We start from the raw sequence: 12,715 nt of genomic DNA, 5'->3' as shown, positions 1-12,715 counted from the left end.
CTCCCCCACCCTGCAGAACATCCGCCGCGTGGCCTTTGCGGGCTATGTGGAGGTGGTGCTCGACAAGCAGGGCCGCATCCAGCTGCCCACGCACCTGCGCAAAAGCGGAAGGCTTGAGCGCGACGTGGTGCTGGTGGGCGGCGGCAAGTGCATGGAAATTTGGGATAAGGACCGCTTCGAGGCCCTGCTTGAGCAGACGCCCGAGGATGTCTCAAGCGAAATGGCCCAGGCCAACATAAAGCTGCCGTTCTAGCGGGAGAGCGAAAAATGTCTGCAAACGACAAGGTCCCCCACATTCCAGTCATGCTGGACGAGATCGTGGGGTACCTCTCTCCTCGGCCGGGCGGCCGCTACCTTGACGGCACCCTGGGGCTGGCCGGGCACAGCCTGGGTTTGCTCCGCGCAAGCGAAGGCAAGGCCGAGCTTCTGTGCCTGGACCGCGACGAGCAGGCCCTGGCCCTGGCGCGCAAGCGCCTGGAAGAGTTCCCCGGCCGGGCCAACACCTTTTATTCTCCCTTCAGCGAGTTCGAGGACGCCCTTGCGGAACTGGGCTGGGACGGCCTGGACGGCGCGGTGCTCGACCTCGGCGTGTCCTCGCTCCAGCTGGACGAAGCCGAGCGCGGCTTCAGCTTCGCGGCCGACGGCCCGCTGGACATGCGCATGGACGCCACCAGCGGCATGGACTCGGCCAAGGTGCTGGTAAACCGCGAACATTACGAGGAACTGCGCCGCATCATCCGCGACCTGGGCGACGAGCCCCTGGGCGGCAAGATCGCCCGGGCCATCATCCGCGCGCGCGAGCAGGAAGAGATCACCACCACGTCAAGACTTGCAGAAATCGTCGCCAGGGCGTACCCCCCCGACCGCCGCCGCGAGGCGCGCAATCACCCGGCCACGCGCACCTTCATGGCCCTGCGCATGGCCGTGAATCATGAAGTGGAAGAATTGAAGACATTTCTCGAACGCATTGTGCACCACCTGAAGCCCGGAGCCCGCGTGGCCATCATCTCCTTCCACTCCGCGGAGGACCGCGAAGTGAAGGAGAGCTTCCGCTATTGGGCCAAGGGCTGCCGCTGCCCGCTGGAGCAGGCCTTCTGCACCTGCGACCGCGTGCCCGTGCTCAAGGTGCTGACGAAAAAACCCCAGCTGCCCACGCAGCTCGAGATCGACCGCAACCCCAGGAGCCGCAGCGCCAAGCTGCGCGTGGCCGAGAGGCTGCCCGCCCCGGAGGCCAAGTCATGAGCAGGTTCAAAGGCTGGGTGGCCGCGTTCTTCTTCAGCATCGCCGGGGCGCTCGTTCTGGGCCTTTCCAGCGTGTGGCTGAACATAGAGCGCATGGACCTGGCCTACGACCTGAACAAGCTGGAGAAGGAGCTGGCCAACCGCACGGCCCTGGTCTCCAAGCTGGAACTGGAGCGCAACAACCTCATCTCGCCCTACCGTCTGAAGCGGCTGGCCTCCATGTACGGGCTGGTGCCCGTGGGCCCGGGGCAGATGCGTCTCATGACGGGGCAGGACAAGGCCCCTGACGGCAGTCAGACCAAGTAGCGGCAAGGAATTATGGAAGATGGCGGTCAAAAGTCGCATCGAGCGCAAGAGGCCCAAAGAGGCCAGAAGCAAGACGGACCTGGGCAAGCTGAAGCTTGTCTTCGTGGCGCTTGTCTTCGCCCTCATCTGGGTGGTCTTGTGGGGACGCGCCGCCTATGTGCAGGTGTACCTGGGGCCCAAGCTCTCGGACGCCGCCGGCAAGCAGAACTTGGCCACGGAATTCGAACTGGGCGAGCGCGGGCGCATCTACGCCAGCAACAACGCCCTGTTGGCCACCAGCGTGGAGAGCAAGAGCGTGTACGCCTCGCCCGTTGAGATCCAGAACCCGGCCCAGACGGCCCAGACCCTGGCCCAGATCCTTGGCGCGCCCAAGAAGAATCTGGAAAAGGAGCTGGCTTCGAGCAAGGGCTTTGTCTGGGTCAAACGGCAGATAGAGGACCGCGAGGCACAGGAGCTTCTGAAGGCCAACCTGCCCGGCATCCACCTGACGAGCGAGTTCCGCCGCATGTACCCCAACCGCCATCTGGCGGGGCAGGTGCTGGGCTTTGTGGACGTTGACGGCAAGGGCCTTGAGGGCATCGAGGGGCTCTTCGACGAGCGCATGGCCGGCGGCCGCGCCAAGTTCGTGGTCCAGCGCGACGCCTCGGGCCGCAGGCTGTACCTCGACGCCCAGGGCAAGGAAATGAACATCCGCGGCCAGGACGTGCGCCTGACCATCGACACCGTGGTGCAGGACGCGGCCGAGCAGGCCCTGGCCGACGCGGTGAACAAGTACAACGGCCGCTCCGGCATGGCCGTGGTGGTGCGCGTGGAGACGGGAGAGATTCTGGCCCTGGCCCACTACCCCTACTTCAATTCCAACAGCCCCCAGGACTCCAAGGCCGCGGCGCGCAGAAACCGCGCGGCGCTCGACATCTTCGAGCCCGGCTCCACCATGAAGCCCTTCGTCTTCGCCGCCGCGCTGGAGCAGAAGGTCATCGACCCGAACAAGGTCTTCGACTGCGAAAACGGCAAGTGGACGCTGCGTGGCAAGACCATCCGCGACACGCACCCCTACCGCTGGCTTTCGGCCAACCGGGTGCTGCGCTACTCAAGCAACATCGGCTCGGCCAAGATCGGCCTGGCCCTTGGCGCGCAACCCTATTACACGGCCCTGCGCAAGCTGGGCTTCGGCGAGCGCCCGGGCCTGGGCCTGCCCAGCGAATCCCCCGGCATGCTGCGCCAGCCCAAGGAATGGACCGAGTTCGATCTGGCGTCCATCTCCTTCGGCCAGGGCATCGGCGTCACGGGTTTGCAGATGGCCAAGGCCTACCTGTGTCTGGCCAACAAGGGCGTGATGAAGCCCCTGCGCCTGGTGGCCGATCCGCCCCTGGAAGGCCTGCCCGACCCGGAGCGCGTGTTCAGCACCAAGACCGCCGAGACCGTGCTGTCCATGATGCGCGAAGTTGTGGAGGAGGACGGCACCGGCAAGGTGGCGCGCATCCCCGGCATCGCCATGGCGGGCAAGACCGGCACGGCGCAGAAGGTCGGCGGCGCGGCGGGCAAGGGTTACGGCGACGGCATCGTGGCCAGCTTCGTGGGTCTGGTGCCTGCGGACAAGCCTGAATTTCTGTTCATGGTCAGCGTGGACGAGCCCACGCCCGTGACCTACGGCGGCATCGTGGCCGCCCCGGCCGTGCGCGACATGGCCATCAAGACCTTGTCGTACTATGGCCGCCTGCCCGAGGGCAAAGGCGCGCCCGACGCCAACGCCACCGAGCACAGCATGACCGCCCGCGCCACCCACGCCCCCACGGCGGAAGGCGGCGGCGCGAGCGTGCCGAACCTTGTGGGACTTTCCGTGCGCAGGGCGCTTGAGGTGCTCGGCAAACGGGGCATCGTGCCTTCGCTCAAGGGCGGCGGCATGGAGATCACCAATCAGAAGCCCGCACCGGGCGAACCCTGGCCCGACGGCGACGCCGCGCGCGGCGAGGGTTTCGTGCTCTGGCTGGGCCATGGCGAGAAGGAGAAGAAGCAGTGATCGGACCGCGCTTGAACGAACTGCTGGCGCTGGTCGGCAGGGGCCTCATGGTCCGCACCGACTCCCGTCAGGTCTTGCCGGGCGAGGTCTTCGCCCTCATGCCCAGCGCAGCCGACAAGTCCGCCGCCTTCCTGGCCGACGCCCTTGCACGCGGCGCGGGCTGGATCGTGGTGGACCAGAACACCGCCCTGCCCGGCGACATGCAGGCCGCCCTGGTGCGCGTGGACGACGTGGCCGACGCGCTCGGCATGCTGGCCGAGGCGCACTTCCGCACGCGCGAGCAGGCCATGCAGGTGGTGGCCGTCACCGGCACCAACGGCAAGACCACCATCACCTATCTTTTGGAAGGCCTGCTCTCCGCATGCGGCCGCAAGGTCGGCGTGCTGGGCACCGTGGCCTACCGCTGGCCCGGCACCAGCATCGACGCCAGCCTGACCACCCCCGGCTGCTGGCGCCTGCACGAGCTGTTCGCCCAGATGAGCGCCGACGGCGTGGACACCGTCATCATGGAGACAAGCTCCCACGCCCTGCACCAGAAGCGCGTGGCGGGGCTTGAGTTCGACGCCGCCGTGCTGACCAACCTTACCCAGGACCACCTGGACTACCACGGCGACTTCGAGGGCTACTATCAGGCCAAGCGCCTGCTCTTCGGCTCATACCCGCGCGAGGATAAGCACAAGGCCGCCAACGCCGACGACCCCTACGGCCTGCGCCTGCTGAAGGAATTCCCGGACGCCCTTGGCTTCACCCTGAGGGACGCCCAGGCGGACAACAGCATGCTGCGCGGCACCCTGGTGGAATGCTCCTCCAAGGGCATGCTGCTGCGCATGGAGTGGGAAGGCAAGTGCTGGAGCCTCGACTCCGGCCTGGTGGGCGCGCACAACGCCTCGAATCTGCTGGCCGCGCAGGCCGTGGCCCTGGGCCTGGGCATGGGCCCGGCCGACATGCAGCCCCTGGCGCCCTTCACCGGCGTGCCGGGCAGGCTGGAGCGCGTGCAGAACGACCACGGCCTTGATGTTTTCGTGGACTATGCCCACACCCCGGACGCCCTTTTGAACGTGCAGCGCGCCCTGCGCGACGCCGGCTTCAAGCGTCTGGTCACAGTATTCGGCTGCGGCGGCAACCGCGACCGCACCAAGCGCCCGCTCATGGGCCGCGCCGTGGCCGAGCTTTCCGACATCTGCGTGCTGACCTCGGACAACCCGCGCCACGAGGATCCGCTGGAGATCATGGCCGACGTGCGCCCCGGCCTGGCCGCGGCCAAAAAAGTCATCGAGGACGCGGACCGCTACCAGGCCATGGTCAAGGCGGTCAGCCTCATGCAGCCGGGCGACGCGCTGCTCATCGCGGGCAAGGGGCACGAGGCCTACCAGCAGGTGGGCGACGTGAAGCACCCGTTCTCCGACGTGGTGGCCGCCAAGAGCGCCATCGACGAAGTGAAGGGCAAGGTGAAGGGATGAACCTGACCCTGCGCGACGCCATCCTGTGCCTGAACGGCAGCGTGAACTCCGGCTCCGACGCGGACCGGACCATTGCCGCCGTGCGCACGGACAGCCGCGCCGTCGCCCCCGGCGACCTCTTCTTCTGCCTCAAGGGCGAACGCTTCGACGCCCACGACTTCGCGGCCGACGTGGCCGAGGCCGGAGCCATCGCCATCGTGGCCAGCCGCGAGCTGCCCGGCCTCAAGTGCCCGGTCATCGTGGTGGAGGACACGGAAAAGGCCCTGGGCTGGTTGGCGCGCTTCTGGCGCGACCGTTTCTCCTCCAACGGCGGCACGGTGGTTGCCGTCACCGGCACCGCGGGCAAGACCACGGTGAAGGAACTGCTGGCCCAGACCCTGGCGTCCGTGTTCCCCGTGGCCAAGAACCACAAGAATTTCAACAATCAGATCGGGCTGCCCCTGTCCATCCTGGCCGCGACGGGCGAGGAGAAGACCTGGGTCATGGAAGTCGGCATCAGCAAGCCGCACGACATGGCCGAGCTCGGCGCCATCATCGCCCCGGACCTGGGCCTGGTGCTGAACATCGGCCCCGCGCACCTGGAAGGCCTGGGCGACCTGGCGGGCGTTGCCCGCGCCAAGGCCGCGCTGCTCTCGCACGTGCTGCCCGGCGGCGACGGCCTGTGCAGCATGGACTATCCCGAGCTCTGGGCCGAGGCGCAAGCCGCCCTGCCCGGCGTCGAGGGCTTCTCCGCCACGGATTCCTTCGCCAAATACTACGCCCGCTTCGAGGAAGCCCTGCCCGGCGGACGCGGACTTTTCGAGATCATCGTGGACGGCCAGGCCTTCTGGGCCGAGCTGCCCGCCTGCGGCGCGCACTTCGCCGAGAACGCCGCCGCCGTGGCCGGAGCCTGCCACCTGCTGGGCCTGAGCACCGAGCAGATCGCCAGCGGCCTTACCGCCGCCACCCTGCCGGACCAGCGCTTCTGCTGCGCTGAGGCGGGCGGTTGGTGCGTGGTGGACGACACGTACAACGCCAACCCGCTGTCCATGCGCCGCAGCATTGAGGCCGCGCGCCTGATGGCGGGCGAGGGCACGCTGGTGCTGGTGCTGGGCGACATGAAAGAACTGGGCGCCGGCGCAGCCAAGGCCCATCAGGACCTGGGCGCGGTCATCAAGGCCGCCCGGCCCGTGGCCGTGTTCTTCCAGGGCGAGTTCGCCGCCGAGGTCGCCAAGGGGGCCGAAGGCGTGGCCGTGACCCCGGTCACCGAGGCCGTGCAGGTGCTGGCGGGCTTGAAGAAGCTGGCCGCAGGCGCATCCGCGCCGGGCGTTGTGCTGGTCAAGGGCTCGCGTTCCTGCCGCATGGAGGCCTACTCCAAGGCCCTGCTTGAGAATCTTTCCGCCGCGAACGCGGCTGACGGGAGGCGCGCATGATCTATCATCTGCTCGTGCCCCTGGCGGCCAAGTTCACGCTGTTCAACGTCTTCCGGTACATCACGTTCCGCAGCGTGTACGCGCTCTTGACCGCGCTGGTCATTTCCGTGCTGCTGGGCCCCAAGCTCATCGAATGGCTGAACGCCCTGCGCTGCCGCCAGCACATCCTGGAGGAAGTCACCTGTCACCAGGCCAAGGAAGGCACCCCGACCATGGGCGGCCTGCTCATCGGCGCTGCGCTGGTGCCCAGCGTCATCCTCTGGGCCGATTTGACCAACGTGTACGTGTGGCTCTGCCTGCTGGTCTTCGTGGGCTTCGGCGCGGTGGGTTTCTGGGACGACTACACCAAGGTGGTCAAGAAGCAGAACAAGGGCATCTCCCCCCGGGCCAAGCTGGCCGGGCAGCTCTTGGTCGCAGGCGCGGCCATCGCCCTTTTGATTTTCCAGCCCGCTTACTCCACCGTGCTCTCGGTGCCCTTCTTCAAGAACGTGCACCCGGACCTGGGCCTCTTCTACCTGCCGTTTGCCGTGCTGGTGCTGGTCGCGGCCTCAAACGCCGTGAACCTCACCGACGGCCTGGACGGACTGGCCATCGGCCCGGTGGTGGTCAGCGCGGGCTGCTTCGCCCTGTTCATCTACGCCGCGGGCAACGCGGTCATCGCCCAGTACCTGAACATCACCCCCGTTCCCGGCGTGGGCGAGGTGACGGTGGTCTGCGGCGCGCTGGTGGGCGCGGGCCTGGGCTTCCTCTGGTTCAACGCCTACCCGGCCCAGGTGTTCATGGGCGACGTGGGCTCGCTGTCCCTTGGCGGCATCCTCGGTTTCATCGCCGTTCTGGCCAAGCAGGAGCTCATCCTGGCTTTGGTGGGCGGCGTGTTCGTGTTCGAAACCCTCTCGGTGATCCTGCAGGTGGGCTACTTCAAGATGACCGGCGGCAAGCGCATGTTCCGCATGGCCCCGCTGCACCATCACTTCGAGCTCAAAGGCATCCCGGAATCCAAGATCATCATCCGCTTCTGGATTCTCTCCATCCTCATGGCCCTGATGGCCCTGAGCACGCTGAAGCTGCGCTAGGTGGACGGCATGGACAGGAGAGTAGCAGTTTTCCAAAGTCTAAAGATTTTTGAGAATCGACAGGCTGTTGTGGTGGGTGCGGGCGTGTCCGGCCTGGCCGCCTGCCGCTTCCTGCTCTCCCTTGGCGCGCGCGTGCGCCTGGTGGACGCCAAGGCCGACCTGCCCCAGGACGTGCTCCTAAAGGTCCACGCCGACCCGGCTTCCGTGGGCCTCACCCTCTCGACCGGAGCCCACACCCCGGCGCAGTTTAACGATGCGCACCTCATCGTGCTCTCCCCCGGCGTGCCCGTGAAGAAGCTGGCCCCTGTGCTGAAGGACGTGGACCCGGCACGCGTGGTGGCCGAGATGGAGTTCGCCTCCTGGTTCCTCACCGAGCCGGTCATCGCCATCACCGGCACCAACGGCAAGACCACGACCACCACCCTTGTGGGGCACATCCTGGAGCATGCCGGGCTTTCCACCTTCGTGGGCGGCAACATCGGCACCCCGCTGTGCGACTACCTTATGGGCGACAGCCAAGCCGACGTGCTGGTCATCGAGATCTCGAGCTTCCAGCTGCAGAACTGCCGCAGCTTCAAGCCCCGCGTGGCCGCGCTGCTCAATTTCTCCGCCAACCACCTGGACTACCACCTGGACATGGAGGAGTACCTCTCGGCCAAGCTCCAGCTCTTCGCCCGCCAGGACCATGCCTGCGTGGCCGTGATTCCGGAGTCCATGCGCGAGGAGCTGACCGCCCGCAATTTCACCAAGGCGCGCATCGACGCCTTCACCTCCGAGGCGCAGTTCGACTGCCCGGGCCTGCCGGGCGCGCACAACCGCGAGAACATCGCCGCGGCCTGGCGCATGGTGCGGCCCTTCGGCGTCACCGAGGCCCAGGCCCGCGCGGCCATCGCCGCGTTCAAGGCCCTGCCCCACCGCATCGAGCCCGTGGGCGAGGCGGGCGGCGTGCTCTTCGTCAACGACTCCAAGGCCACCACCCTTGATTCCGTGTGCGCGGCCGTGAAAAGCTTCGAGCGCCCTGTGCGCCTGCTTTTGGGCGGGGTGTTCAAGGGTGGCGATGTCGCCTCCTTGCTGCCGGTGCTTACGGGCCGGGTGGAATCCATCGGGCTCTTCGGCGCCAGCCGCGAGGTTTTCGAGCCCGTGCTGGCCCCGCACTTCCCCGTGAGCTGGGACCAGAGCCTGGAAGCCGCCGTGCGTCGCCAGTTCGCCCTGGCCAAGCCCGGCGACGTGATCCTGCTCTCCCCGGCCACGGCCAGCTTCGACGCCTACAGCGGCTACACCGCGCGCGGCCGCGACTTCGCCCGCGTGGCCCAGGCCATCGCGGCGGAAGCGGGAGGCGCGAAATGAACCAGCGCCGCAACTCGCAATACTTCCCCATGGACTACTGGCTGCTCTTCAGCGCGCTGTTGCTCGCCGGGGTGGGGCTCATCATGGTCTTCTCCAGCTCCGGCATCATGGCCGAGCGCTTCTACCACGACAAGTACCTGTTCTTTAAGAAGCAGGCCATGTTCGCCGTGGTGGGCACCGCGGTGATGATCTTCTGCGCGCGGGTGAACCGCCGCTTCTTCTACGACCTGACCTATGTCTGGGTGGCCGTGGTCATCATCCTGCTCGTCCTGACCAAACTCATCGGCGCCACGGTGGGCGGCGGCAAGCGCTGGATCCACCTGGGCCCGTTCTCGCTGCAGCCGCTGGAATTCGCCAAGATCGTGCTGGTGTTCTACCTGGCCTTCTTCTTCGCCAAAAAGCAGGAGCTGGTGCAGACCAAGACCTTCGCAGTGGGCGTTGTGCCCCCGTTTTTGGTCACGGGCGTCATGTGCCTCCTGCTGATGATGCAGCCGGACTTCGGCGGCACGGCTTTCCTGTGCTTCATTCTGTTCTGCATGTGCCTGGTGGGCGGCACGCGGGTCATCTATCTGGTGCTCTCGGCCGTCATCGGCGCGTGGGCGGGCTGGATGCTCATCGCCCGCGAGCCTTACCGGCTGAAGCGCTGGACGGCCTTCCTCGATCCCTTCGCCGTGGCCAAGGACGAGGGCTACCAGCTGGTGCAGTCCTTGTACGCCTTCGGCTCGGGCAAGTTCTTCGGCGCCGGGCTCGGCGCGGGCAAGCAAAAGCTTTTCTTCCTGCCCGAGGCGCACAACGACTTCATCATGGCCGTGGTGGGCGAAGAGCTGGGCTTCTTCGGCATCTCGCTCATCTTCCTGCTGGTGGCCTTCCTGCTCATCCGCGGCTTCCGCGTGGCCTTTTTGCAGGAGGACCTGCTGGACCGCTTCACCGCCTTCGGCATGTGCGTGATCCTGGCCCTGGGCTTCTGCCTCAATCTGGCCGTGGTGCTGGGCACCGTGCCGCCCAAGGGCGTGCCCATGCCCTTCATCAGCTACGGCGGCAGCTCGCTCATCGCCTCCTTCATCTGCGTGGGCGTGCTTTTGAACCTGTCGAGGAACCGCTCATGAGCGCACGCAAGCACATCTCGCGCCTGGTGGTGACCACCGGCGGCACGGGCGGGCACATCTTCCCGGCCCTTTCCGTCGCGGCCGAGGTGCAGCGCCGCAACCCGCAGGCCTCTGTGCTCTTCCTGGGCGGCAGCGGCCCGGAGGGCGCGCTGGCCGAGAAGGCCGGCCTCGCCTTCCAGGCGCTGCCCGCCAGCGGCGTGCTGGGCAAGGGCGTCAAGGGCCTGCTCTCGATTTTCTGGGTGGCGCGCGGCGTGGTCAAGGCCGCAAGCGCCCTCCGGGCCTTCAAGCCCCAGGCGGTCATCGGCTTTGGCGGGTACGCGGGCTTCTGCCCGGTGCTGGCCGCAAGCCTTCTGCGCATCCCCGCGGCGGTGCACGAGCAGAACTCCGTGCCGGGCGTGACCAATCGAATTTTGGGCAAGGTGGTGGACCGCGTGTTTGTGTCCTTTGACGACCGCGCGCGCAGCTTCCCGCCGGTGAAGGTGACGCGCACGGGCAACCCGGTGCGCGCGGAAATCGCGGCCCTGAAGCGCGGCGTTTCGGCCGAGGACGGCGCCGGGCGCAGGAATCTGCTCATCCTTGGCGGCAGCCAGGGGGCAAAGGCCATCAACGACGCCGTTGTCGCCGCCCTGCCGGAACTGCTGGCCGCGCGGGTGAACATCCTGCACCAGACCGGCCCGGCGGACGAGGCGCGCATCCGCGAGGCCTACGCAAAGGCCGGAGCCGACCCGGACTGCGCCCACGGCTTCATCGAGGGCATGGCGCAGGCCTACGCCTGGGCGGATCTGGCCCTGTGCCGGGCGGGCGCTTCGACCATATTCGAACTGGCGGCCACGGGCACCCCCAGCGTGCTGGTGCCCTTCCCCCATGCCGCCCACGACCACCAGCGCGTGAACGCCGAGCACCTGGCCCACCTGGGCGCGGCCCTGCTCGTGGCGCAGAAAGATCTTTCCGCCCAGTCCCTGGCCGACCTCGTGCCGGGACTCATCGGCGACACGGCCCGCCTGGCCTCCATGAGCCGCGCGGCCAGAACCTTCGCCAGACCGGAAGCCGCGAGCCTCATCGCGGACGGCCTGGAGGAGCTTTGCGCGGCGGCCTAGGGCCCACGCGCAGGCAGGAGAACCACATGGAACAGACTGAAACGAAACGCATCGCCGTACCCGGACGCAGCGCCAGCCCGGCCATGTACAGCCGCGTGTCCACCGTGCACATGGTGGGCATCGGCGGCGCGGGCATGAGCGGCATCGCCGAGGTGCTGCTGAACATGGGCTTCACCGTCACCGGCTCGGACATGGCCGCCGGGGCCGCCGTGCACCGCTTGAAGAAGCTGGGCGCGCAGGTGTTCATCGGACACGGGGCCGAGAACCTGGGCAAGGCCGACGTGGTGGTCAAGTCCACGGCCATCCAGGACAGCAACCCGGAGCTGGTGCGCGCGCGCGAACTGAGCATCCCCATCATCCCCCGCGCGGAGATGCTGGCCGAGCTCATGCGCATGCGCACGGGCATCGCCGTTGCGGGCACCCACGGCAAGACCACCACCACCTCGCTTTTGGCGACGATCTTCACCGAGGCGGGCCTGGACCCCACGGTGATCATCGGCGGACGCCTGAACACCTACGGCAGCAACGCGCGCCTGGGCGAGGGCGAGTTCCTCATCGCGGAGGCCGACGAGAGCGACGGCAGCTTCCTGTGCCTCTCGCCCATCATGACCGTCGTCACCAACGTGGACCGCGACCACATGGATTTCTACGCGGACATGGCCGCCATCGACCGCTCCTTCACCACCTTCATGAACTCCATCCCCTTCTACGGGGTGAACGTGGTCTGCGGCGACGACCCCGGCGTGGCGCGGCTGCTTCCGGCCATCAAGCGCCCCTGCCTGACCTACGGCCTGGGCCCGAAGAACCGCCTGCGCGGCGAGATCGTGGCCACGAGCTTGCGCAGCATCTTCAACGTGACGCTGGACGGCGAGCCCTGGGCCCAGGTGACCCTGGCCCACCCCGGCATGCACAACGTGCTGAACTCCCTCGGCGCCATCGGCGTGGCCCTGGAGGCCGGGCTGCCCAAGGAAGCCATCCTGCAGGGGCTGGCCAACTTCGGCGGCGTGGGCCGGCGCTTCGAGAAGAAGGGCGAGCGCGGCGGCGTGCTGGTGGTGGACGACTACGGCCATCATCCTGCGGAGATCAAGGCCACCCTGGACACCGCCAAGGCCTGCTTCCCGGACCGCCGCCTGGTCGTGGCCTTCCAGCCGCACCGCTTCACCCGCACGCAGGCGCTCTTCGGCGAGTTCTGCACCGCCTTCACCCAGACGGACCTGCTGCTGTTGACCGAGATCTACCCGGCCAGCGAGGCCCCCATCCCCGGCGTCAACGGCATGAGCCTGGCCCAGGGCATCAAGCAGGTGAGCAAGACCAAGGTGCGCTTCTTCCCGGACTTCGCGGGCATAGAGCGCCAGCTGAAAGAGATTCTGAAGCCCGGCGACCTGTTCCTGACCCTCGGCGCGGGCAGCATCTGGAAGATCGGCGAAGAGTGGCTGAACACGCCTGACGACAAGTAGAAGACGGAAAAGGAAATAACGAGCATGACCCTGGCCCTGATCCACAGCCCGCGCATGAGCGAGCGCACCACCCTTCGCCTGGGCGGCACCGCCCTGGCCGAGGCCGTGGTGTTCTCCGAGGCCGGCCTGGATCAGCTGGGCAAGGAGCTTCCCCGCCTGGGCGGACGCCCCCTGGCCCTGGGCGCGGGCAGCAACC

The 12,715-nt window shown here is 67.5% G+C and carries 10 protein-coding genes and 1 pseudogene; all 11 read left to right on the top strand.

Going from position 1 to position 12,715, the window contains the following annotated elements; all coding sequences use genetic code 11:
• A pseudogene (locus VN419_RS03030) lies at positions 1-253 on the top strand (division/cell wall cluster transcriptional repressor MraZ); the annotation flags it as partial.
• 14 nt (positions 254-267) lie between these two features.
• Entirely contained in the window at positions 268-1,242 is a 975-nt protein-coding gene (gene rsmH / locus VN419_RS03025) for a 16S rRNA (cytosine(1402)-N(4))-methyltransferase RsmH (protein WP_325644308.1), read from the top strand.
• On the top strand, positions 1,239-1,547 hold the full coding sequence (locus tag VN419_RS03020) for a hypothetical protein (RefSeq protein WP_325644306.1): 309 nt from the start codon (positions 1,239-1,241) through the stop codon (positions 1,545-1,547). Before rsmH ends, VN419_RS03020 begins: the two co-directional genes overlap by 4 nt.
• Before the next feature lie 19 nt (positions 1,548-1,566).
• Complete coding sequence (locus VN419_RS03015; protein ID WP_325644304.1) at positions 1,567-3,567, top strand: penicillin-binding transpeptidase domain-containing protein; 2,001 nt, start codon at positions 1,567-1,569, stop codon at positions 3,565-3,567.
• 47 nt (positions 3,568-3,614) lie between these two features.
• Positions 3,615-5,027 carry a UDP-N-acetylmuramoyl-L-alanyl-D-glutamate--2,6-diaminopimelate ligase gene (locus tag VN419_RS03010; RefSeq protein ID WP_414652910.1) on the top strand — a complete coding sequence of 471 codons (1,413 nt, stop codon included), beginning with the start codon at positions 3,615-3,617 and terminating at the stop codon, positions 5,025-5,027.
• Positions 5,024-6,439, top strand: a complete 1,416-nt coding sequence (locus tag VN419_RS03005; protein WP_325644300.1) for a UDP-N-acetylmuramoyl-tripeptide--D-alanyl-D-alanine ligase — start codon at positions 5,024-5,026, stop codon at positions 6,437-6,439. Before VN419_RS03010 ends, VN419_RS03005 begins: the two co-directional genes overlap by 4 nt.
• Positions 6,436-7,512, top strand: a complete 1,077-nt coding sequence (gene mraY, locus VN419_RS03000) for a phospho-N-acetylmuramoyl-pentapeptide-transferase (RefSeq protein ID WP_325644298.1) — start codon at positions 6,436-6,438, stop codon at positions 7,510-7,512. The genes VN419_RS03005 and mraY overlap by 4 nt, the downstream gene beginning before the upstream one ends.
• A 9-nt stretch (positions 7,513-7,521) precedes the next feature.
• Positions 7,522-8,859: a UDP-N-acetylmuramoyl-L-alanine--D-glutamate ligase gene (murD, locus tag VN419_RS02995; protein WP_325644296.1), complete on the top strand. Its 1,338-nt coding sequence runs from the start codon at positions 7,522-7,524 to the stop codon at positions 8,857-8,859.
• A complete protein-coding gene (gene ftsW / locus VN419_RS02990) occupies positions 8,856-9,965 on the top strand; it encodes a putative lipid II flippase FtsW (protein ID WP_325644294.1) in 1,110 nt (369 codons plus the stop codon). The genes murD and ftsW overlap by 4 nt, the downstream gene beginning before the upstream one ends.
• Entirely contained in the window at positions 9,962-11,062 is a 1,101-nt protein-coding gene (gene murG, locus VN419_RS02985; protein ID WP_325644292.1) for an undecaprenyldiphospho-muramoylpentapeptide beta-N-acetylglucosaminyltransferase, read from the top strand. The genes ftsW and murG overlap by 4 nt, the downstream gene beginning before the upstream one ends.
• Before the next feature lie 83 nt (positions 11,063-11,145).
• Positions 11,146-12,519: a UDP-N-acetylmuramate--L-alanine ligase gene (gene murC / locus VN419_RS02980; protein WP_325644312.1), complete on the top strand. Its 1,374-nt coding sequence runs from the start codon at positions 11,146-11,148 to the stop codon at positions 12,517-12,519.
• Positions 12,520-12,715 lie beyond the last annotated feature (196 nt).

The organism is Humidesulfovibrio sp. (assembly GCF_035560995.1).
Classification (GTDB): Bacteria; Desulfobacterota; Desulfovibrionia; order Desulfovibrionales; family Desulfovibrionaceae; genus Humidesulfovibrio.
This window is presented reverse-complemented; position numbering and strand designations above follow the sequence as displayed.